Consider the following 20,207-nt stretch of genomic DNA (forward strand, 5'->3'; position numbering starts at 1 on the left):
CAGGTCCCCGATGGCGGCACCCCGCACCTTCCTGTGGACGCGGCGCGTCTTCCTCACCCTGCTCACCGGGTTCGTCCTGGTACCGGTCTACGTCATGATCTCCAGCTCGCTGAAGCCGCTGGCGGACGTCTCCGGACGGTTCCGCTGGCTGCCGAGCGAGCTTACGATCCGCCCCTACATCGACATCTGGTCGACGGTGCCCCTCGCGAAGTACTTCGTGAACTCCCTGATCGTGGCGGGCGCCGCGACCGTCTGCTCGGTGGTGATCGCGGTGTTCTCCGCCTACGCGGTGAGCCGCTACAGCTTCCGCGGCAGGCGCGTCTTCACCGTCACCGTGCTGTCGACGCAGATGTTCCCCGGCATCCTCTTCCTGCTGCCGCTGTTCCTCCTGTACGTCAACATCGGCAACGCCACCGGCGTCGCGCTGTTCGGCTCGCGCGGCGGGCTGATCCTGACGTACCTGACCTTCTCGCTGCCGTTCTCCATCTGGATGCTGATCGGCTACTTCGACTCCGTGCCGCGCGACCTGGACGAGGCCGCGCTGGTGGACGGCTGCGGGCCGCTCGGCGCGCTCTTCCGGGTCGTGGTGCCGGCCGCCGTCCCCGGCATCGTCGCCGTCGCCGTGTACGCCTTCATGACCGCCTGGGGCGAGGTGTTGTTCGCGTCGGTGATGACCAACGACGCCACCCGCACCCTCGCCGTCGGCCTCCAGGGCTACTCCACCCTCAACGACGTGTACTGGAACCAGATCATGGCCGCCTCGCTCGTCGTCAGCGTCCCCGTGGTCGCGGGATTCCTGCTGCTCCAGCGCTACCTCGTCACCGGCCTCACCGCGGGCGCGGTGAAGTAGCCGGTCCCCATTCCCGTTCCTCCCCGAAGGATCTTCGTGTCTGAACCGATAGACCTCGCCGCCTTCCCCCACGACTTCGCCTGGGGCGTCGCCACCTCCGCCTACCAGATCGAGGGGGCGGTCGCGGAGGACGGACGAGCCCCCTCGATCTGGGACACGTTCTCCCACACCCCCGGCAGGACGGCCGGCGGTGACCACGGCGACGTGGCCTGTGACCACTACCACCGCTGGCCCGAGGACATCGCCCTGATGCGGCGGCTGGGCATCGGCACCTACCGCATGTCCCTCGCCTGGCCCCGCGTCGTGCCGGGCGGGGACGGACCGGTCAACAGCGCCGGTCTCGACTTCTACGACCGGCTGGTCGACGCCCTGCTCGCCGCGGGCATCACCCCCAGCGTGACCGTCTACCACTGGGACCTCCCTCAGACCCTCCAGGACCGCGGCGGCTGGACCGAACGGGACACCGCCGAACACCTCGCCGCCTACGCCTCTGTCGTCGCCGAACGCCTCGGCGACCGCGTCACCCAGTGGGCCACCCTCAACGAACCGCTGTGCTCCGCCTGGATCGGCCACCTCGAAGGCCGAATGGCGCCCGGACTCACCGACCTCACCGCCGCGGTCCGCGCCTCCTACCACCTGCTGCTCGCCCACGGCCTGGCCACGCAGGCGATCCGCGCCGCGGCGCCCGCCGCACGGGTCGGCCTCGTCACCAACCACTCCACCGTCGAGCCGGCCTCGTCCCGCCCGCAGGACATCGCCGCCGCCGCACGCGCGGACGGCCACACCAACCGCTGGTGGCTCGACCCGGTCTACGGCAGGGGTTTCCCCACCGACATGCGCGAGCTGTACGGAGTCGACCTGCCCGAGCGCCCCGGCGACCCGGCCGCCATAGCCGCGCCCCTCGACTGGCACGGCCTGAACTACTACTTCCCCGTCACCGTCGCCGACGACCCCGAGGGGCCGGTCCCCCACGCCCGCGAGATCCGCCTGCCGGACGTGCCGCGCACCGGCATGGACTGGCAGATCGGCGCCGACGGCCTGGAGGCACTGCTGCTGCGCCTCACCGACGACTACGGCGTCCGGCGGCTCTACGTCACGGAGAACGGCTCCGCCTTCCCCGACCGCGTCGGCCCCGACGGCACCGTCGACGACCCCGAGCGGACCCACTACCTGGAACAGCACCTGGCGGCCTGCGCCCGAGCCCTCCGCAAGGGAGCCCCCCTGGCGGGCTACTACGTCTGGTCGCTGCTCGACAACTTCGAGTGGGCCTACGGCTACGACAAGCGCTTCGGCCTCGTCCACGTCGACTACCCGACCCAGCGGCGCACCATCAAGGCCAGCGGCCACCGCTACGCCGGCCTCATCCGCGCCCACCGGCAGGCCACCGCCGTCGGCTGAGCCTGCCGACCGGCCGTTTCCCCGCGCTGGCCGGGGGGAACCCGGCGAAGCCGACACGCCGATCGAGGACGGAGGCGATGGAGATGACCGGCCGCGAGGCAGACTCCGCCGACGAGCGCGCACGCGCGCGCAGCGAGCAGGAGCCGGGAGCCCACTCCGGCGCGGAGAGCCAGGCACGGGAGCGCACGATCCCCGGCACGGCGAGCACCAAGGAGGGCTACCAGCCGACACGCGGAACGGTGGCGGGCAAACCGCTGGAGGGTGTCGAGGCGGAGGAGCAGGACCAGCGGGCCGCGGACGACCAGGGCGGCGCGGCAGGGCGCGAGCGGCGCACGTAACCGGCGACGGCACGCCTACCAGGAGCACGGACGCCGAAGGGGACCCGCGTCCGTGCTCCTCCGGACACCTCGGGACAGCCACAGTGGACACGTTTCTGCTCACGTTCGGGCACGGCACCGCGGGGCGCGAGCGGATCACCGAGCTGCTGCGCCACGCCGGGGTCGCGGCCGTGGTGGACGTGCGCACCGCTCCCGGCAGCCGCCGCAACCCGGACGTGTCCCGGCAGCGGCTGGCCGAGTGGATGCCGGACAGCGGGATCGCCTACCGGTGGGAACCCGCCCTCGGCGGGTTCCGCAAACTCCCCCCGGACAGCCCGGACACCGTCTGGCGCAACGCCTCCTTCCGCGGCTACGCCGCACACACACGCTCTGCCGAGTTCGTCGCCGCCCTCGACGAGGTGCTGCGCGAAGCGGCCGCCGTGCGCACGGCGGTGATGTGCAGCGAAGCGGTCTGGTGGCGCTGCCACCGCCGCCTCATCGCCGACTTCGCGGTGCTCGCCCGCGGGGTACCGGCCCGGCACCTCATGCACGACGGGCGGACCAGCCCCCACACCCCGACGCCCGGCGCACGTCTGCGCCAGGACGGGCTCCTCGTGTACGACGACCTTGCCGCGGCGGCCTCCGGCCGGCGCAAGGCGCCATGACACTCCCCAGGACGCCGCAGTGATCCGCACGCCGCGCGCGCCCGCCCGGTCGCGGCACTGTCCGCGTGCCGTCGCGCCGTGTTCCGCGACGGACATATCCGTGCCCGGCGCTGCTCAGCACCCGTCCGCCGGGCCGCCGCCTTCCGTTCCTCGGGCCCCGTCGCCGCCTCCGGCTCCCTCGCCGAGCGCGGCGACGGCGGCAGCGCCGTGCCCCGCGGCGAGCAGGGGCGCCCGGACGTCGCGCTCCAGGTCGGGCAGGTAGCCGAACAGCACATCGGCGGGCCCGTGGACGCGTACGCGGCCCAGCGCGGCGGGCAGCAGCAGACTCCGGGCGCGATCCAGCCGCCCCGACCAGCCGTTCGTCTCGACGGTCACCGCGGCGCCCGCGTTGCTGAGCACGTGCGCGGTTGTCAGCTCCCGCACGAGCGGCGCGGGCGTGCCCGCCCGCCACCGTTCCAGGGCGAAGTGGGGGCCGGCGGCCAGCACCGTACGTTCCACGCCGTCGTCGACGCGCACACTCAGGCCGGAGTGGAAGTCGGGACGGTGCTCGGGCCGCCACTGGTCGAGCAGCCGCCCGACGTTGGCGTGCCACTCCTCGTCGTCCAGGGCCGAACCGTCCTCCATGCGCCACCGCATGGCGTGCTGCTGGATGTCCGAGGTCTGCTCGATCTCGTACACCAAGGTGCCGGGGCCGAAACTGTGGTACGGACGCCCCGGAAGGGGGGGAGGACAGGCGCATGAGACCCCTGACGATCCTCTTCGCGCCGGAGAGCGCGTACGGTCCCACCAACAACTGCGTCGGCATAGGCGACGTGTTACGCCGTCGAGGCCATCGCGTCGTCTTCGCGGCCGAGGCGTCCTGGAAGGGCAGACTCACCCCGTTCGGCTTCGAAGAGGAGCTGATCGACCTGGCCCCGCCGCCCGAAAGGCCGCAGGAGGCAGGCCAGTTCTGGAAGGACTTCATCCGGGACACCGCCCCGGAGTTCAGGAAGCCGACGATCGAGCAACTGGGCACCTGGGTGAGGCCCGTCTGGGAGGAGCTCGTCTCCGGCGCCAGGTACTGCGAACCGCGGCTCAAGGACATCGTCGACCGGGTCCGGCCTGACGTTATCGTCGAGGACAACGTCGTCTGCTTCCCCGCGCTGACCACGGCGGGAGTCCCCTTCGTGCGGATCGTCTCCTGCAACCCGCTGGAGATGAAGGGCGAGCATGTCCCCCCGCCGTTCTCCGGATACCCGGCCGCCGACCGCACCGGCTGGGCCGACTTCCGGGCCGAGTACGACCGTACGCACCGCGACGTCTGGTCCGCGTTCAACACCTGGGTGGTGGAACAGGGCGCCCGGCCGCTGCCCGAGCTGGAGTTCATCCACGAGGGCGATCTGAACCTGTACGTGTGCCCGGAGATCGCCGACTACACCGAGGCCCGCCCGCTGGGCCCCACCTGGCACCGGCTGGACTCCTCGGTCCGGGAGACCGACGAGGAGTTCTCCCTGCCCGAGCAACTGGCCGAACCACCGGGTGGCACGGGCGACAGCGCACTGATCTACTTCAGCCTCGGTTCGCTCGGTTCCGCCGACGTCGACCTCATGCGCAGGGTCATCGCCGCACTGGCCCGGACCCCGCACCGCTACATCGTCTCCAAGGGCCCGCTGCACGACCGGATCGAGCTCCCGCCGACCATGTGGGGCGCGGAGTTCCTCCCGCAGACGCGCATCCTCCCGCTGGTCGACCTCGTCATCACGCACGGCGGCAACAACACGACCACCGAGTGCTTCCATTCGGCAAGCCCATGATCGTGCTGCCCCTCTTCTGGGACCAGTACGACAACGCGCAACGGGTCGCCGAGCTCGGTTACGGCGTCCGTCTGGAGCCGTACCGCTTCACCGACCGTCAACTGCACGACGCCGTGGAGACCTTGCTCGGGGACCGGCGCCTGCGGCGCACCTTGCGGGAGGCGTCGGAGGTCATCCGGGCCCGGGACGGGCTCCGTACCGCGGCCGACCTCATCGAGCGGTGCGGTCGCGATGCCCGGTGAGGCGGGAGCCGCCGGCGGTTCACCCCCCCGGCTGGCTCTACGGCGACACGGGAACGAAGCCGCGCAGCTCGTCCGTGCCCGGCTGCACCACGAGGTAGCTGGAGTCCGGGACCTCGTTCCAGGCGCCGGGAAGGTCCCCCAGCGGCTCGGAGACGACCAGGCGCGTCTCGTCCCCCACCTCCTGCAGGAACGTCACGTCCGGATGGAGCTTGCGCAGGGTCTCGACCCGGCTGCTGAAGAAGAGCGAACGCGGGGTGTCAGCGCTCGAATAGCGGAAGGCCCAGGTGCGTTCCCCGTCGGTGACCGCCACCGTCATCTGCAGGGGGTGCTGCACACCGTGCTCGTGGCCGAGGCCCTCGACGAAGCCCGCCATCCGGGCGACGGCGCCGGGCGGGTCCTGGTCCAGCCCGAACGTGAGCGCCAGGAAGAACATGATCTCGGAGTCGGTCGAGCCCTCGATGCTGGAGAACAGTGCCGGGTCGACGGCCAGGGCGAGGTCCCGGCGCAGCCGGTGGAAATCCGTGATGGCCCCGTTGTGCATCCACATCCAGCGGCCGTGCCGGAAGGGATGGCAGTTCGTCTGCTGGACGGCCGTCCCGGTGGAGGCCCTGATGTGGGCGAAGAACAGCCCTGACCTCACATGGGAGGCGAGCTCCCGCAGGTTGCGGTTGCTCCAGGCCGGGCTGGTGTCGCGGACGATGGCCGGGGTGCCCCTGTCGTCGGCGTACCAGCCCACGCCGAAGCCGTCGCCGTTGGTCGTCTCCGCGCCGAGCCGCGCGTGCAGGCTCTGGTCGATCAGAGAGTGCTGGGGCCGGTAGAGAAGCGCCTCGAGGAGCACGGGCGTACCCGAGTAGGCAAGCCACCGGCACATACGATCACCCTCCTGTCCTGCGGTTCCGTTTCTCACTGTGCCGCCGGTGGAGGTACCCGGCTACCGGGGTTGTACGAGCCGCCCGGCTGCCGGGCCGCTATGGGGGGCCGTACGGAATGCGTACGAGCGCTGTGACGAGTGCCGTACGAGACCCACTCCGCCCGTACGCAGTCCGTTGCCGGACACGTCGGCCCGGCTCAGCCGGAACTTCGTCGACGGGTGCGATCGTTGTCCGGGTGGCACACCATTCGGGTGTGACCCGATGGACGAATGACGACGTGTACGACGAGGGGCGCCGATGGCGATCTGGGACCGGATCAAGGAACAGGCCAAGGGCCTGCAGCAGTCGCAGGGCCACGGAGGCTCCGCGGGCGCGGGGCACGGCCGGCCGTCCGGCGGCGGGTCACGCGCTCAGCTGGTGGGTGTGCTGAAGTCCCAACTCGGCTCACTCAAGGCGGAGTTGAAGAGCGGCGCCTACCGGGACGCGAGCATGGCGATGTGCGCGCTGGTGGCCGCCGCGGACGGACATGTCGACCCTGCCGAGAGGCAGCACGTCGAGTCGATGATCCTGGGCAACGAGGTACTGCAGAACTTCCCGCCGGAGCAGCTGCGCGAGCGGTTCAACCGGCATGTGAACCAGCTCATGAGCAACTTCCAGGTCGGCAAGAGCGAGGCGCTGCAGGTCCTGGCGAAGGCCGCGAAGAACCCGACGGAGGCCCGGGCGGTGGTCCAGACGGGCATCGTCGTCGCCGGTGCCGACGGCCACTTCTCCCAGGCCGAGGCGTCCGTCATCAGGGAAGCGTGCGGCGCGCTGGGCGTTTCCCCTGCCGAATTCGGCCTGTGAGCCGCACGCCGTGAGGGCGTGAGCGGCGACCGGGTGACCGGCGGATGAGTGCCGAGGCCACGGGCTGTGGCCTCGGCGTCGTCTCCGCGTCGTCTGGCGTCGGCGGGGAGACGGCGGTGAGATCTTCCGCCCAGCTCAGGGGACGGGACGTTCGCCCACCGGTCACGGTCTCTGTCCGGTCCCTGTCCGTGTGCCGTCCGGTGGCTGTCCGGTCGGTGACCGTGACGGTCAGCGCAGCACGAGCAGGACGGCCAGCGCGACGAGCAGCGAGTCGATCCGGTCCAGCAGGCCGCCGGAACCGGGCAGCCAGCGGCCCGCGTCCTTGGTCCGCACCCCCCTCTTGACCATGGACTCGAGGAGGTCGCCGGCCGGACCGCCCACCGCCACCGCGATCGCCATCGGCCAGCTCAGTGAAGACAGCACGGCGAGCACAGCGAGGCCGGCCGCCGCCCCGGCCAGGGTTCCGCTCCACCGCTTGGCCGGTGACAGGGGCGACAGCCGAGGCCCGCCCAGCCTCCGGCCGGCGAAGTACGCCACGATGTCGGCGATCGAGACCGCGACGAACAGCGCCAGCGCGCTCGCTCCGAGCGGCACCAGCGCGGCCGGCAGACTCAGCCAGGCAAGCCCGAGCAGGCCGGCCCCCAGCCGGCGCAGACCGTGCTCGGCGTCCCCGGCCAGGAGCGGTACCGCGGCCACCGCGAGCGCCCCGACCCCGGCCACCCGCACCACCTGCCCGGGCGCGAGCCAGGCGGCCAGTACCACGCTGACCACCGCGGCGGCCAGCACCACCTGGTCCGCCCGGCCCAGCCCCACCAGCCCGCCGAACTCCAGCACGGCGATCACCCCGACCACGAGGGCGAGGACCGCGGTGCCCGGGCGGCCCCACCAGAACGCGGCGGTCACCAGGGGCACCCCGACCGCCCAGGCGCACCACCGGATCAGCAGCTCACGGCGCCGGGAGGCCGCCACCGCGACCCCGCCCAGCACCAGCGCCCCGCCGAGGTAGGGCGCCAGGGAGGCCACGGTGATCATCGAGCGTGTCCGGCGGTGGGACGGCGCGCGGGCATCGCCCCGAACGAGCCCGAGGCCGGTCGGAGCGCGTCCAGGGCGGCCCGGCACGCCGCCACGATGCGCGCGTTCTCGGCGGTGTCCCTGACCGCGATGCGCACGGTGCGGCCCTGGTACTGCGGCGACAACGGCGACAGATCGCGCAGGTAGACGTCGTGGCGGCGGCACTCGGCCACCAGCTGTGCGGCGCTCGGTCCGCCGGACGGCAGGTTCACCGTGAGGAAGTTGGCCACGGCCTCCTCGACCACGACGGCCTCGTCCAGCCCGGCCAGGTCGGTGGCCAGCCGGCGGCGCAGCGTGTGCGTGCGGCGCCAGCAGCCGCTGTAGTACGCCGGGTCACGCAGGGCCGCCACCGCGGCCAGCTGGGCCGGGAGGCTGACCGGCCAGGGCGGTGTCCACCGGCGGAGCCGCGCCGCGGTGACCGGCTCGGCCACCAGGTAGGCGGCCCGCATGCCGGACAGTGCGTACATCTTGGACAGTGAGCTGCAGACCACCACCCGGGGGTCCGTCGCCGCGAGACCGGCGAGCGACTCCTCCAGGCCGACGTAGCCCATGTACGCCTCGTCGATCCACCAGCGGGTCCGCGGCGGCGCGGTGGCGATCACCGAGCGCAGTTCCGCGGCCGGCGCGTGGCGCCCGGTGGGATTGTTCGGGTTGACCACCACCACGAGGTCGTAGCGACCGGATCCGACGGCGGCGGACAGCTGGTCCGGATCGATCCGCCAGCCGTCCTCACGGCGCAACCGGAGCCGGTCCACCCGGCACCCGATCACCCTCTCCGTGACGTGGGCGTACTCGCCGTAGCACGGGTCCGTCAGCAGCACTCTGGACTCCGGGGTCAGCCACCGGCCGAACGCCCGGAAGATCAGGTCGGACGAACCGGCTCCGACCGCGAGCGTCTCCACCGGCAGCGTCCGGGAGACGGCGATGTCCGCGAGCAGGCCCTCGGCGCCGGTCGGCGGTGAGGTCCGGGCGGCCCAGTCCGGATCCTCCGCGAGCGCCGCGCGGACTCCGGGAGCCGGCGGGAACCAGGCATCCAGTACATCGGCCGCCACCACCTGATGACGCCGGCTCAGGCTGCGGAAGTCCGTGCCCAGGGCGGTGAAGGACGCGCCGCCGTGCTCGCAGCCGTCCGGACCCGGCGCGAAGGGCACGTCCAGCCGCCAGTCCACGTCGGCCCGCAGACGCTCCAGCAGGGCCCGGTAACGGCCCAGCGTGAGGTTCGTCAGCTCGGTCACCTCCCCGGTGAGCACCTCGAAGGTCAACGCGCCGCTGTGCACGGTGCGGCCGACCGGGCGCAGGCCGGTGGCCTGGTACATGGACAGCAGTTCGGTGCGCCCCATCGCCACCACCCGGCGACCGCCCCGCGCGGCGATCCAGCGCAGCGCCGCGTACATCAGCAGCGGGGCCGCCGCGGTGGCCCGCCAGCGCGGTTCGACGGTGAGGATGCGCACCTCGAACAGATCGCCCTCGTCGAGCAGCGGCAGTTCGTCGCGGGTCAGGTACTTGTCCAGCCCGTACCGCCCCACCCACGGCGGCGTCAGGCTGACGAAGCCGACGCGGGCCGTGCCGCGCGCGGCGACCAGATAGACGTTGTCGCCGTCCAGGCCGTCGCGCAGCCGCCCGGCCGGGTTCGGCGCGTGCTGGCCCAGCTCCTGTGCGTACACCCGGTGACGCAGTTCGTGGATCCACTCGAGATCCTCCGGCGTGGCGGCACGCAGCTCCAGGTCACGGCCCATGAACACCTCTTTCGACAGGGGGGTCCCATCGTCGGGAACAGGGAGTCGCCGTGTGAGAGCCAAGAGACACAGCCGGTCTGAGTACGCGTACTCAGGCGTGCAGCGGCACCAGTGCAGGAGGCGGCCGCGAGGACACGACCTCACGCAGGGAGCGGGCGGCCCTGCCGGGTATCCACTGCCCGGTGCGCACCGACCGGACAGGCATGGCCACAGACCGGTAACGACGGGCAACTTACGGCAAGTTGGCGAGGTCTAGGCCACCATGAAGATCTCTTTCCTGCTGCACAACGCGTACGGCATCGGCGGCACGATCACCACCACGTTCAATCTGGCCCGTGCGATGGCCGAGCGTCATCAGGTGGAAATCGTCTCCGTGTTACGGCACCGGGAGCATCCCAGCCTCACCCCGGACCCCAGGATCGGGCTGCGGGCACTGGTGGACCTGCGGACCGATAAGGGACATCCGCTGCATCGGAGACCGGCGAGGGTGTTCCCCTCCGCCGAGTACCGCTACCAGCAGTACAGCGAGCTGACGGACCAGCGGATCGCCGAATGCCTCGAGGCCATCGACGCGGACGTGGTCATCGGCACCCGGCCGGGGCTCAACGTGCACATCGCGCTCCAGGCCCCGCGGCGCGTCATACGGGTCGGCCAGGAACACCTGACCCTCGACAACCATCCGCCGCGGCTGCGTGCCGGCCTGCGCCGGGTCTACCGCCACCTGGACGTGATCACCACCGTCACGGAAGCGGACGCCGCCGCCTACCGGCGCAAGATGCGGCTGCCCGGCGTACGCGTCGAGGCGCTCCCGAACAGCGTCCCCGATCCGGTGCTGCCGGCCGCCGACGGCACCGCCAAGGTCGTGATCGCCGCGGGTCGGCTGGTTCCGGTGAAACGATACGACCTGCTGATCGAGGCGTTCGCCCAGGTCGCCGCCGCGTTCCCGGACTGGCAGCTGCGCATATACGGCAAGGGACAGGAACAGGACAGGCTGCGGCAGCTCGTCGAGAAGCTCGGTCTGTGGAACAACGTCTTCCTGATGGGCCCGGCGGCTCCCATGGAAGCCGAATGGGTCAAGGCCTCGATCGGTGCGGCCACGTCCGACTTCGAGCCGTTCGGCATGACCATCGTGGAGGCGATGCGCTGCGGACTGCCCGTGGTGAGCACCGACTGCCCCTACGGGCCAGGCGAGATCATCAAGGGCGGGGTCGACGGCCGCCTGGTCCCGGTGGGGGACCGTGACGCCCTGGGGGCGGCGCTGCTGGAACTCGTCGGCGACGACGAACGCCGCCGCCGTATGGGCCGGGCCGCCCTGGAGAACGCGCGGCGCTTCGCCCCGGGCCCCGTCGTGACCCAGGCCGAGCGCCTGCTCCGGGAGGCGGTCTCGACCAGGAGCACTGGGCAGCGGACCGCACCAGCACCAGGACCGGCACACGGCGTGCTGATCAGCCAGGGCCATGCCGCGCGCGACATCGCGCATGCCGCCGCCGTGGACGCCCTGCGCCTGCTGCGGAGGGGACGGCGATGAGGACGCAGGGCACGACGCCGGACACAGCGCCCGGGGACCACGTGGAGCCCGGGGAACAGACCGGACGCGGGGAGAGCACGGACCACATGGAGCAGCACGAACACCTGCGCGCCGACTGCACCGTCGACGCGGAGGGCCGCATCACCTTCCACCTTCCGGCCGGACCGGCCGCCCGTCCCCGCCTGCTGATACGCCTGCGGCCCAAGAAGGGAGAGCCCGAGAAGACCCGGCACCTCATCGACCTGGAGCCCGCCGGAGCCGACGGCGGATGGCGCGCCGTGCTGGAGCCGCGCCGTACGCTCGCGGAGGGCCGCTGGGACGTGTACCTGCTCCCCGAGCCCGGCGCCGAACGACACAGGCTGCGTCCCGGACTGTGCGACCTGCGCGCCCTCGTCGACGGTCACCTGCGCGACCGGCCCTCCCCGGTGGCCGTCCGGCTCCCGTACGTCACGAAGGACGGTTTCCTCGCCCTGCGGGCGTGGCTGCGCGCCGCCCACGCGGAGGTTCGCCGGATCGACGCCACGGACCGGGCGATCACGGTCGGCGCCCGGCTGCACGGCGCGGAACTTCGCGAGGACGCCACCGTACGGCTGCGCCTGCGCGGCAGCGCGGACACCGTCCGTACCGTGCGGCCCCGAGCCGCGGACGACGGCAGGAGTCTCTTCTTCACCACCGCCCCGGAGGACCTGGTGCCCGAAGCGGGCAGCGGTGGCGCGATCTGGGACCTCTTCGTCCAGCCCGCCGCCGGGGCACCGCCCATCCGGATCGGCCGTCTGCTGGACGACCTCGCGGACCGCAAGCACGTCCACGTCTGTCCGGCGATCGCGGTGGACGGTCGCGCGCTGCGCCCCTACTACACGGTCGGCAACGACCTCTCGATCGAGGTGACCACGGCCGGCTGAGGGCGGCCCAGCGCTCGGCGCGGCTCAGACGAGCGCGACCTCGACCGGCAGCTTCTTGATGCCGCAGGCACGGACTTCCCTGCCGGACTGCGTGGTGCAGAGCTGGCCGGCATCGACATGGTCCTGCTCGACGCGGCCATCGCCGGGTGCATTGCCACCTGGCACAACAACAGTGGCTCCCTGGGCGCAGAGCGCCATCGCATACTGCGCGACTGCGCCATGCATCTGGACCAGGCTCAACCCCTGATGACCGAAGCTGAAGAAATCCAGTACCACCGATGCCTGCGGCAACTGGCCGTGCGCTTGAGGGCTCATAACCACTGAGGGAAACGAGCCCCACGGACGCTGCCCGCCTGACTGACCCTCGCCCACCGCGTACGGCCCGTGCGGCACAGCGGTCAGGTGTGTGCCGCACGGGCGGCTAAGGGGCGCGTCGTCCCGTGCTCGTGATGCGCGTGACGGCTCCAGGGTGAGGGCGCGGTCGTGGGGGACGGGGGACAGGGCGCGGTGCAGTGCCAGTCCCTCGATGAGGGCGTCCGGTTGGCGCGCGGTGGCGGCGTCGACATGCCTCTCCAGGTGGACGCGGCTGCGCGCCATCCATTCCTGGGTGAGTTCCCGGTAGGCGGGCCGGCGTGCGGCGAGGGTGTAGAGCTCCTGGGTGAGGATCAGGCCGCGCTGGCTTCCCTCGGACAGTGCGTGGATGAGGTCGGCCACCGCTGCTCTGGCCTCCTCGGGGTCGGCCGGGGGCGCCAGGTGAGTGTCGAACAGCGCGACGACGTGGTCGGTGAAATGCCGGAACGCCTCGCGCAGGAGGTCGTCCATGCCGCTGAAGTGGTAGGTCATCGATCCCAGGGGCACGGCGCAGTCCTCACCGATGGTGATGGCGGCGACGTCCAGTGCGGTGAGGTTGTAGTTGACGAAGGTGCGCGCGCCGATCGTGATGTTGGTGCCGTAGTCGACGTACAGCGGCGGCCGCACGTGTGCCTCCGCTCCCAGGGCGCCGAGCAGTTCGGCGAGGAGCGGCCGGGCGGCGTCGGCGTCCTCGACGTAGGCGGCCTGGTAGCGCGCGGCCAGGCGGACGGCCTGCTGCTGCCGGCGCGCGATCTCGGGATCGTCGGCGATGTAGAGGTCGCCCGCGATCATGCGCTCCAGGTTCGTGCGCGGGTCGTCCGCGAAGTAGTCCATCGGCATGCGTACGGCGCTCCGGCAGAGGGACGTACGGAAGTGCTCAGGAGCGCCCTACGGTGAGCGCGTCAACCGTCACCGGTCCTGTGCGATCAGGCCTGGGAGCTGCGCGGTTGCGCTGTCGGCCCGGCGCTTGGCCTCTGCGGCGCGTCCGTCGGCGGTCCGGGCCCGCTCGCGTGCCGCGCGTTCGGCCGTGCGGGCCTGCCGCTGCTCCTCCCTCGCGCGCCGCAGTTCCTCGGTCAGTTCGTCGACGCGCCGCTGGAGCCGTTCCACCAGCTGTTGGGCGTCCTTCGCCTCGCGGTGGGCGGCAGCGGCGCCTTCCTCGCGATCCCGCAGTTCCCGTTGGGCCTCCTCGACCTCCTGCCGGGCCCGGGCGATCTCTCGTCGCCTCTCCTCGGCCTCGGCGTCACTGCGGGCCGCGGGCGCGGAACGACCCGACGAGGGCGGCGGGCCCGGTGTGCGGCGCGGTACGGCCTTCTCCGTTGCCGTGGGAAAGCCGACGGCGGCGCTCAACGGCTTGACCAGCCGGCCGTCCGCCCATTCCCGGGCCGCGTCGGGGTCGGCCAGGACGGCGTGCAGGGTGGACTCGACCTCCTGCTGGACGTCCTCCCCGACCGGGTGACCGGCCTCGGCGGCAAGCCGCCTCGCCTGCCGGGCCAGTGCGGTGATCAGGGCGTGCTGTCGGCGGCTCAGTTCTCGCAGCTGCCCGCCGTCCAGGTCGCGATGGGCCTGCCGCAGGCCCTCCCCGAGGCGGAGCAGCGGCTCGACCTCGCCGGGCTGCTCGCGGACCAGGAGGTTGCAGGCCCAGGCCGACAGGCTGGGACGGCGCAGCTTGGCGATCTTCTCCGCGAGAGCCCGGTCGCCGGCCGTGCGGGCCTCGGCCGCCCGGACGTTACGGGCGGCGGTGAAGTCCTCCGGCCGCAGCCCGTACAGCTCGTCGGCGACCGTGTCGAAGTCCACGGGCCTCCTCCTCCCCGTACGAGAGTCCACACCGATCTTCCCAGAGGTGGCGACGGCAGGCCCCCCGGCGGCCCGGCCGATCGCCACGGTGCCGGGGGCGTCCCGTGGGGACAGCTGCTCCGTACCGGCGAGTGCGGTCAGGGGGTGCTGTCGCTGCTGCCGGAGTCGTCGGAGCCCGTGCCCGGGCGGTCGGCGTCGAGTTCTTGGACCAGGCGGCGCAGGACGGGGCCGTACTCGGGATGGGCGAGGGCGGAGGCCATCTGGGCGACGAGGTAGTCGGCCGGGTTGCCGGTGTCGTACCAGCGGCCCTGGATGACCTGCCCGTACACCGCGCGGCTCGCGGCGTAGGCGTTGATCGCGTCCGTCAGGTAGATCTCGCCGGTCCTGTGTTCGTACCAGCGGCGGGTCTGCTCGCGCAGCTCGTCGACGATGCCGGGCGTGATGACGTAGCCGCCGATGGCCGCGAAATCGGACGGGGCCTCCTGCGGTTTCGGCTTCTCCACGAGGCCGGTGATCCGCAGCATCCCGTCGCCGAGGTCCTCCTTGACGACCGGCACGCCGTAGCGCTGGGACTCCGCGCGCTTCATGGGCATCAGGGCGAGCACCGGACAGGCCGTCTTCTCGTATGCGCGGATCAGCTGCTGGGCCCGGGGCACCTCGGCCACGAAGACGTCGTCGGGCCACAGCACCAGGACCGGTTCGTCGCGGAAGCTGCGGGCGGCGTTCAGCACGGGCGTGCCGTTGCCGTACGGGCCCTGCTGGTCGAGGTAGGTGATGTGTCCCTGGGCGGCCAGCTCGGCGACCTCCTCCACCGCGTCCGCGTAGGCCGTTTTGCCGTCGGCGCGCAGCTGGGCGACCAGCGCGGGGTTCGGTCGGAAGTGGTCCTGGATCAGGCTCTTGCCGGCGGAGACGACGATGGTGATGTCGGTGATGCCGGAGTCCACCAGCTCGCGGACCGTGTGCTCGATCACCGGCTTGTCGCCGACCGGCAGCATTTCCTTCGGCGTCGCCTTGGTCAGGGGCAGCAGGCGGGAACCGAGGCCCGCGGCGGGGATGACGGCTCTGCGAATGGTGGGGGACATCAGTCTCTCTCGGACGAACGACACCATGCCTGGAGCGGCTCCGTCGACGCTACCAGCGCAGGGTTTTCCGTGCGGTCGACAAGCCGTGCCGCTGGGCGGGGCGGCGCGCCCGGTGCGAGCCGCGCCAGGGCCACACGGGCACCGTGAGGGGGCCGGGCCGCTCGACCGGTTCAGGCCGAGGCGACGTGACGCCGTCGAGTGCGACGAGGTCGTTTCACTGCCACGTCCGGGCTTCCCGGGCGAGTTCCCAGGGCCGAGGCCCGGTGCCGTCCGTCCAGGCCAGGAGGGTCTGCCGGTCCACGCACACGATCCCGCACTGGTCGGCGTACTCCACCGCCGGCGTGGTGAAGTCGCTCGTGGTGACCAGGACGGCGACGTCGGCCTCGTGGACGGTGAAGCAGGTGCCGCCGAAGCGCTGCAGGTCCTGGGAGCCGACCCGGTTCGCGTCACCGTAGCGCTTGCACTGCAGGACGACACGACGCCCGTCGGGGGTCACGGCCACGACATCGGCGCCGAGGTCCCCGGCACCGCCCACGACCTCGACGGCAGAGCAGCCGTCGCGTGCGCAGAGAGCGGCGATCGCCGCCTCGAACTCCTCGGGGGTCAGGGCGTCGTAGTCGACGTCGGGCGCCACGGCCTGGCGCTGGCGGGGAATCACCGGAGCCTCCAACTCGTCGGCTGCTTCCCTCGCCGCCTCGTCGAGCGCGGCCGCGGCCCGACGTGCCGCTCTCGCCACGTGCAACCGGCGCCGCAGACCCATGAAGCCCGCGACGCCTGTGAGGACGAGGGCGAACGCCCAGGCGGGACGCCGCTCGACGGCGGCGGCCACCGTACGGGCCGCGAACCCCAGAACGCTCACGACCACGGCGAGAAAGACGAAGAACAGGGCGGTCGAGCGGAGGTCGAACGCACGGCGGCGGTTCGCCGGCGGTGTACGACGCGCAGGTGTGGCCACGGTGATGAGCCCCCTCATTGGACCGATATGAAGATCACTCCCACCGAATGCCCAAGATCGGGCTCTTCATCGTCCGCCAGGCCCGCCAGGCCCGCCAGGCCCGCCAGGCCCGTCCGGCCCGTCCGGCCCGTCCGGCCCGCCCGGCCCGGCGGGGCGTGGCCAGGGTGGCGCCGTGGCCCTTACCGGCCGGGGCCCGGTGCTCGGACGGACGCGGCGGCCGGGCAGCCCCCGCTCTCGCCCTCCCTGGGCGAGCCGGCGTGGGTGCGCGTGGCCGGTTCGGCCGGGCTGCCGACCCTGCCGCGCGAGGTGACGTTCGCCGAGGACGGCTCCGTACGACAGCGACCGGCCGGTGAGCTCCTCGCGCTGCGCGACGAGAGGGCACCTCCGCCGCTCGGGGAACTCGCCGCACCGGCCCGGACACCGCCCCGGATAATGAGGCGGTGTCCACTCCAGTGATCTCCGCCCGGGAAGCCGAAGTCCTCGCGTTGCTGGGGGAGTACCTCAGCAACGCGGAGATCGCCGCGCGGCTGGTCATCTCCGTGCGCACCGTCGAGTCGCACGTCTCCTCGCTGCTGCGCAAGCTGCAACTGCCGGACCGGCGGGCGCTCGCCCGGCACGCGGCCGAGTGCGCCCGCGCCGAACAGTCGCGCTCGGCGCCCGCGCTGCCGGCACCGCTGACGGCCTTCATCGGCCGGGTGCGGGAGCGCAGAGAGCTGGCCGAGGCGGTGAAGGCGCACCGGCTGGTGACCGTGGTCGGCCCGGGCGGGGTGGGCAAGACACGCCTCGCGCTGGCCGTCGCGGCGGACGCCGCAGGCGACTTCGCCGACGGGGTCTGGTTCGTCGACCTGGTCCCGGTCACCGAGCCCGGCCGCGTCGGAGCGGCGGTCGCGGCGGCCGTGGGGCTGGGTGAACAACCCGGGCACCGCGTCGACGACGCGGTGTCGGCCGCGCTGGCGGATCGCCGGGCGCTGCTGGTGCTGGACAACTGCGAGCAGGTGCGTGACGGAGTGGCGCCGTTCCTGGAGCGGCTGTTGGCGGCCTGCCCCAGGTTACGGGTGCTCGTGACCAGCCGGGCCAGACTGATGGTGCCGTTCGAGCGGGTCTTCCCGCTCCCGCCGCTGTCACGGGCCGGCGGCGGCGAATCGGAGGCGGTGGCCCTGTTCATGGACCGGGTGGCCGCCGTCGGCCCGCCGCCGGGCCCGGCCGCGTACGAGGGAGTCGTGGCCGTCTGCGAACGGCTCGGCGGCATGGCGCTGGCGATCGAGCTGGCCGCGGCGCGGTGCCCCACGCTCGGACTGGACGGTCTCGCGGCCGGCCTCTCCGATCAGTTGCGGATCCTCACCGGCGGGCCCCGCGCCGACGACAGGCACCGGTCTGTGCGGGCCGTGCTGGACTGGAGCCATGACCTGCTGGAGCCGCGGGAGCAGGCACTGCTGCGCCGCGTGTCGGTGTTCGTCGCGCCGTTCACCACCGAGGCGGCCGCCGAGGTCGCCGGGTTCGCCCCGCTGGACCCGGCCGCGGTGGTCGACGGGCTGGGCAGGCTCGCCGAGCAGAGCCTGCTCACCGTGGCACCGTCCGCGAGCGGCACCCGGTACCACGCGCTGGAGACCATCCGGCAGTACGGGACGGAGCGACTGGCCGACGCCGGCGAGCTGACCGATGTCCGGGCCCGCCACGTGGCGTGGTGCCTGACCGGCGCGGCCGCCCTCACCGGAGCGTCCGGTGGGGAGTGGCGGGCCCGGTTCGACGGCGTGGCGGACAATTTGCGGGCCGCCCTCACCTGGGCCGCCGGCCGGCCGGAACTGCGTGCGGAGGCGTACCGTCTCGCCGTGTCCCTGGCCGAACTGGCCTTCGCCCGCCACCTGCTCGGCGAGTCCCAAGAGCGCTACGAGCAGGCGGCCGGGCTCGCCGACGACACCGCCGGTGCCGCGGCGCTGCGGCAGGCCGCCGCGGTGGCCGGGTGCCGCAGGCTCGGCGACGACATGTTCCGGCTGCACCGCGCCGCCGCGGAGGCCTCCCACCGGGCGGGGGACAACGTCAGCGCTGGCCGCGACCTGGCGGCAGCCGCCACCGTCGCGTACCGCTTCTCCACCTCGTTCACGCGGATTCCCCCCGTCGAGGAGGTGACGGCCCTGCTCAAGGAGGCGCGCGAGCTGTCCGGCGACGCCACCGACGCCCGGGCGGCCATCGCACTGGCCGAGGCGGCGGTGCTCGCCGACGCGTACGGCGCGCTGCAGGGAGACGCCGACAACACCGCGCGGGAGACGGTCGAGCGCGCCGAGCAGGCCGTCGCGCTCGCCCGGCGCGCGGGCGACCCGGTGGCGCAGTCCGCCGCACTCGACGCGCTCTCCGGTGCCCAAAGCTGGGCCGGTGACGCCTTCGCGGCCGCGGCCGCCGCCCGGCGCCGGACCGACATCCTGGCCTCCGCGCCGCCGGCTGCCGCCGCTGTGCACGAGATGACGGACGCCCTCGCCATGGCGGCGGGAACCGCCCTCGGCATGGGCGAGCTGTCGCGAGCCCGGCGGTGGGGCCGACAGCTCGCCGACCATCCGCTGCTGGCCGAGGCGGGCCACCACGCCACGTCCTGGATCCTGGTCGCGGACGCGTTCGCCGGCCATGCCGACGAGGTCCTCACCCGCAGCGTGCGCTTCCTCGACGCGTGGGAGCAGAGCGGCCGGCAGCGGTCGCTCTCCCTGGGCGCGGCAGCCGCGTCCGTCGCCATGATCCACGGCCTGCGCGCCGATCAGGAGGCCCGCGCGACCTGGCTCGCTGTCGTCGACCGGGCGGACACGGCGCCGCAGCACCAGCACGGCTACGGCGCGGTCTTCGACGCCATGGTCCTGCTCCACCACGGGGACGTGGACGCGGCGCTGGAGCGGGTCGCGCCGGAGCCGGACGAGGTGTGGAAGTGGGTGTGCTGGATCTGGCTGCACTGGTACGTGGCTCTCAGGGCGGAGGCGGCGGTACTCGCCGGGCACCCGCAAGCCCCGGCCCGGATCGCCGCGGCCCGGGCCGTGGTCGCCGGCAACCCGGTCGCCACCGCCCAGGTGGACCGCGCGCAGGCCCTGCTCGACGGCGACCTGCCGCGGCAACTCGCCGCCGCTGCCGCGTTCGACGCGGCCGGCTGCCCCTACCAGTCGGCGCGCACGCTACTGCTGGCCGGCGGTGAGCACGCCGCCGCCGGCACGGCCGCGCTGACCGGCCTGGGCCTCACGCCCAAGGCCGCCCCGTAGCCGTCGTGGCCGCTCGGTAGCCGTCCGGGGCGGACCGGCCAGGCGCCGGGCGCCGGCGGAGCCGTGGTCGGTGTCAGCCCACCGCCTGCTTCACCAGCGCCGCGATCCGCGCCTCCACGTCGGCCGTCACCTCGGTCAGGGCGAAAGCGGTCGGCCACATCGCGCCGTCGTCCAGTTTCGCCGCGTCGTTGAAGCCGAGCGTCGCGTAGCGCGCCTTGAACTTCGCCGCGCTCTGGAAGAAGCAGACGACCTTGCCGTCCAGCGCGTAGGCGGGCATGCCGTACCACAGCTTCGGAGCGAGCACCGGTGCGTTGGCCTTGACCACGGCATGGACGCGCTCGGCCATGATCCGGTCGGAGTCCGGCATCTCGGCGATCTTCGCGAGCACGTCCCGTTCCGCCTCCGCCGCCTTCTCCGCCGCGCTCGCGCCGCGGCGACGTGCCGCCTTCTTCTGCTCCTGGGCGTGCTCCTTCATCGCGGCACGCTCCTCGGGTGTGAATCCCTCGTACGTGCCGTTCTCGGTGCCGGTCATGGTCACTCCCGTGGTCGTGGGGCAGGATCGGCCCGGCGTGTCC

At 72.8% G+C, this 20,207-nt stretch carries 19 protein-coding genes and 1 pseudogene; 10 read left to right on the top strand and 10 right to left on the bottom strand.

Annotated features, from left to right (window positions below; translation table 11 throughout):
* The first annotated feature begins 10 nt into the window (after positions 1 to 10).
* The 4 genes from ACFPZJ_RS25615 (at position 11) to ACFPZJ_RS25630 (ending at position 3,230) form a co-directional block, all read left to right on the top strand.
* The gene (locus ACFPZJ_RS25615; RefSeq protein ID WP_381026659.1) at positions 11 to 850 is read left to right on the top strand and encodes a carbohydrate ABC transporter permease; all 840 of its coding nucleotides are present in this window, start codon (positions 11 to 13) and stop codon (positions 848 to 850) included.
* Between the two features lie 36 nt (positions 851 to 886).
* Positions 887 to 2,248 carry a GH1 family beta-glucosidase gene (locus tag ACFPZJ_RS25620; protein WP_381026046.1) on the top strand — a complete coding sequence of 454 codons (1,362 nt, stop codon included), beginning with the start codon at positions 887 to 889 and terminating at the stop codon, positions 2,246 to 2,248.
* A 77-nt stretch (positions 2,249 to 2,325) separates the two neighbouring features.
* The gene (locus ACFPZJ_RS25625; RefSeq protein WP_381026049.1) at positions 2,326 to 2,586 is read left to right on the top strand and encodes a hypothetical protein; all 261 of its coding nucleotides are present in this window, start codon (positions 2,326 to 2,328) and stop codon (positions 2,584 to 2,586) included.
* A gap of 83 nt (positions 2,587 to 2,669) precedes the next feature.
* Complete coding sequence (locus ACFPZJ_RS25630; protein WP_381026052.1) at positions 2,670 to 3,230, top strand: DUF488 domain-containing protein; 561 nt, start codon at positions 2,670 to 2,672, stop codon at positions 3,228 to 3,230.
* Positions 3,231 to 3,344: 114 nt separating this feature from the next.
* Here the strand turns inward: ACFPZJ_RS25630 and ACFPZJ_RS25635 are convergent, their stop codons facing one another.
* Positions 3,345 to 3,911 carry a hypothetical protein gene (locus ACFPZJ_RS25635; RefSeq protein WP_381026055.1) on the bottom strand — a complete coding sequence of 189 codons (567 nt, stop codon included), beginning with the start codon at positions 3,909 to 3,911 and terminating at the stop codon, positions 3,345 to 3,347.
* Between the two features lie 56 nt (positions 3,912 to 3,967).
* On the opposite strand from ACFPZJ_RS25635, the gene ACFPZJ_RS25640 reads away from it, so the two are divergent.
* Positions 3,968 to 5,023 (top strand): glycosyltransferase, encoded by a 1,056-nt coding sequence (locus ACFPZJ_RS25640; protein ID WP_381026058.1) that lies wholly within the window; start codon positions 3,968 to 3,970, stop codon positions 5,021 to 5,023.
* Positions 5,020 to 5,265 carry a hypothetical protein gene (locus tag ACFPZJ_RS25645; RefSeq protein ID WP_381026060.1) on the top strand — a complete coding sequence of 82 codons (246 nt, stop codon included), beginning with the start codon at positions 5,020 to 5,022 and terminating at the stop codon, positions 5,263 to 5,265. The genes ACFPZJ_RS25640 and ACFPZJ_RS25645 overlap by 4 nt, the downstream gene beginning before the upstream one ends.
* 37 nt (positions 5,266 to 5,302) lie before the next feature.
* Here ACFPZJ_RS25645 and ACFPZJ_RS25650 read toward each other — a convergent pair whose 3' ends face one another.
* A complete protein-coding gene (locus tag ACFPZJ_RS25650; protein ID WP_381026062.1) occupies positions 5,303 to 6,136 on the bottom strand; it encodes a class II glutamine amidotransferase in 834 nt (277 codons plus the stop codon).
* Between the two features lie 298 nt (positions 6,137 to 6,434).
* Between ACFPZJ_RS25650 and ACFPZJ_RS25655 the strand changes: the two genes are divergently transcribed.
* Positions 6,435 to 6,980 (top strand): tellurite resistance TerB family protein, encoded by a 546-nt coding sequence (locus tag ACFPZJ_RS25655; RefSeq protein WP_381026065.1) that lies wholly within the window; start codon positions 6,435 to 6,437, stop codon positions 6,978 to 6,980.
* Positions 6,981 to 7,208: 228 nt separating this feature from the next.
* Here ACFPZJ_RS25655 and ACFPZJ_RS25660 read toward each other — a convergent pair whose 3' ends face one another.
* Entirely contained in the window at positions 7,209 to 8,012 is an 804-nt protein-coding gene (locus ACFPZJ_RS25660) for a phosphatidate cytidylyltransferase (protein WP_381026068.1), read from the bottom strand.
* Positions 8,009 to 9,787, bottom strand: a complete 1,779-nt coding sequence (locus tag ACFPZJ_RS25665) for a histidinol-phosphate aminotransferase family protein (protein WP_381026071.1) — start codon at positions 9,785 to 9,787, stop codon at positions 8,009 to 8,011. The genes ACFPZJ_RS25660 and ACFPZJ_RS25665 overlap by 4 nt, the downstream gene beginning before the upstream one ends.
* 262 nt (positions 9,788 to 10,049) lie before the next feature.
* Between ACFPZJ_RS25665 and ACFPZJ_RS25670 the strand changes: the two genes are divergently transcribed.
* Together ACFPZJ_RS25670 and ACFPZJ_RS25675 are read left to right on the top strand one after the other, a co-directional pair.
* Positions 10,050 to 11,315, top strand: a complete 1,266-nt coding sequence (locus tag ACFPZJ_RS25670) for a glycosyltransferase family 4 protein (RefSeq protein WP_381026073.1) — start codon at positions 10,050 to 10,052, stop codon at positions 11,313 to 11,315.
* Between the two features lie 86 nt (positions 11,316 to 11,401).
* The gene (locus ACFPZJ_RS25675) at positions 11,402 to 12,217 is read left to right on the top strand and encodes a transferase (protein WP_381026661.1); all 816 of its coding nucleotides are present in this window, start codon (positions 11,402 to 11,404) and stop codon (positions 12,215 to 12,217) included.
* A gap of 24 nt (positions 12,218 to 12,241) precedes the next feature.
* Here ACFPZJ_RS25675 and ACFPZJ_RS39905 read toward each other — a convergent pair whose 3' ends face one another.
* From ACFPZJ_RS39905 to ACFPZJ_RS25695, 5 genes and pseudogenes are all read right to left on the bottom strand, one after another.
* Positions 12,242 to 13,060 carry a TetR/AcrR family transcriptional regulator gene (locus ACFPZJ_RS39905; protein WP_465269684.1) on the bottom strand — a complete coding sequence of 273 codons (819 nt, stop codon included), beginning with the start codon at positions 13,058 to 13,060 and terminating at the stop codon, positions 12,242 to 12,244.
* Between the two features lie 12 nt (positions 13,061 to 13,072).
* Positions 13,073 to 13,408: pseudogene (locus ACFPZJ_RS25680) on the bottom strand (maltose acetyltransferase domain-containing protein); the annotation flags it as partial.
* Between the two features lie 69 nt (positions 13,409 to 13,477).
* On the bottom strand, positions 13,478 to 14,362 hold the full coding sequence (locus ACFPZJ_RS25685) for a hypothetical protein (RefSeq protein ID WP_381026076.1): 885 nt from the start codon (positions 14,360 to 14,362) through the stop codon (positions 13,478 to 13,480).
* Positions 14,363 to 14,499: 137 nt separating this feature from the next.
* On the bottom strand, positions 14,500 to 15,444 hold the full coding sequence (locus ACFPZJ_RS25690; protein ID WP_381026077.1) for a UTP--glucose-1-phosphate uridylyltransferase: 945 nt from the start codon (positions 15,442 to 15,444) through the stop codon (positions 14,500 to 14,502).
* 214 nt (positions 15,445 to 15,658) lie between these two features.
* Complete coding sequence (locus ACFPZJ_RS25695) at positions 15,659 to 16,399, bottom strand: restriction endonuclease (protein WP_381026079.1); 741 nt, start codon at positions 16,397 to 16,399, stop codon at positions 15,659 to 15,661.
* A gap of 440 nt (positions 16,400 to 16,839) precedes the next feature.
* Here ACFPZJ_RS25695 and ACFPZJ_RS25700 point away from each other — a divergent pair, with 440 nt between their 5' ends.
* Positions 16,840 to 19,632, top strand: a complete 2,793-nt coding sequence (locus tag ACFPZJ_RS25700; RefSeq protein WP_381026082.1) for an ATP-binding protein — start codon at positions 16,840 to 16,842, stop codon at positions 19,630 to 19,632.
* Positions 19,633 to 19,705: 73 nt separating this feature from the next.
* Here the strand turns inward: ACFPZJ_RS25700 and ACFPZJ_RS25705 are convergent, their stop codons facing one another.
* Positions 19,706 to 20,164: an iron chaperone gene (locus ACFPZJ_RS25705; RefSeq protein ID WP_381026085.1), complete on the bottom strand. Its 459-nt coding sequence runs from the start codon at positions 20,162 to 20,164 to the stop codon at positions 19,706 to 19,708.
* Between the last annotated feature and the right edge of the window lie 43 nt (positions 20,165 to 20,207).

The sequence above is a fragment of the Streptomyces bullii genome (genome assembly GCF_042657145.1).
In the GTDB taxonomy this organism is placed as follows: Bacteria; Actinomycetota; Actinomycetes; order Streptomycetales; family Streptomycetaceae; genus Streptomyces; species Streptomyces bullii.

Coding starts and splice junctions, on each gene's coding strand:
- ACFPZJ_RS25615 (WP_381026659.1), top strand. CDS start 11: ATGGCGGCACCCCGCACCTTCCTGTGGACGCGGCGCGTCTTCCTCACC.
- ACFPZJ_RS25625 (WP_381026049.1), top strand. CDS start 2,326: ATGGAGATGACCGGCCGCGAGGCAGACTCCGCCGACGAGCGCGCACGC.
- ACFPZJ_RS25640 (WP_381026058.1), top strand. CDS start 3,968: ATGAGACCCCTGACGATCCTCTTCGCGCCGGAGAGCGCGTACGGTCCC.
- ACFPZJ_RS25645 (WP_381026060.1), top strand. CDS start 5,020: ATGATCGTGCTGCCCCTCTTCTGGGACCAGTACGACAACGCGCAACGG.
- ACFPZJ_RS25650 (WP_381026062.1), bottom strand. CDS start 6,136: ATGTGCCGGTGGCTTGCCTACTCGGGTACGCCCGTGCTCCTCGAGGCG.
- ACFPZJ_RS25655 (WP_381026065.1), top strand. CDS start 6,435: ATGGCGATCTGGGACCGGATCAAGGAACAGGCCAAGGGCCTGCAGCAG.
- ACFPZJ_RS25660 (WP_381026068.1), bottom strand. CDS start 8,012: ATGATCACCGTGGCCTCCCTGGCGCCCTACCTCGGCGGGGCGCTGGTG.
- ACFPZJ_RS25665 (WP_381026071.1), bottom strand. CDS start 9,787: ATGGGCCGTGACCTGGAGCTGCGTGCCGCCACGCCGGAGGATCTCGAG.
- ACFPZJ_RS25670 (WP_381026073.1), top strand. CDS start 10,050: ATGAAGATCTCTTTCCTGCTGCACAACGCGTACGGCATCGGCGGCACG.
- ACFPZJ_RS25675 (WP_381026661.1), top strand. CDS start 11,402: ATGGAGCAGCACGAACACCTGCGCGCCGACTGCACCGTCGACGCGGAG.
- ACFPZJ_RS39905 (WP_465269684.1), bottom strand. CDS start 13,060: ATGACCTACCACTTCAGCGGCATGGACGACCTCCTGCGCGAGGCGTTC.
- ACFPZJ_RS25690 (WP_381026077.1), bottom strand. CDS start 15,444: ATGTCCCCCACCATTCGCAGAGCCGTCATCCCCGCCGCGGGCCTCGGT.
- ACFPZJ_RS25705 (WP_381026085.1), bottom strand. CDS start 20,164: ATGACCGGCACCGAGAACGGCACGTACGAGGGATTCACACCCGAGGAG.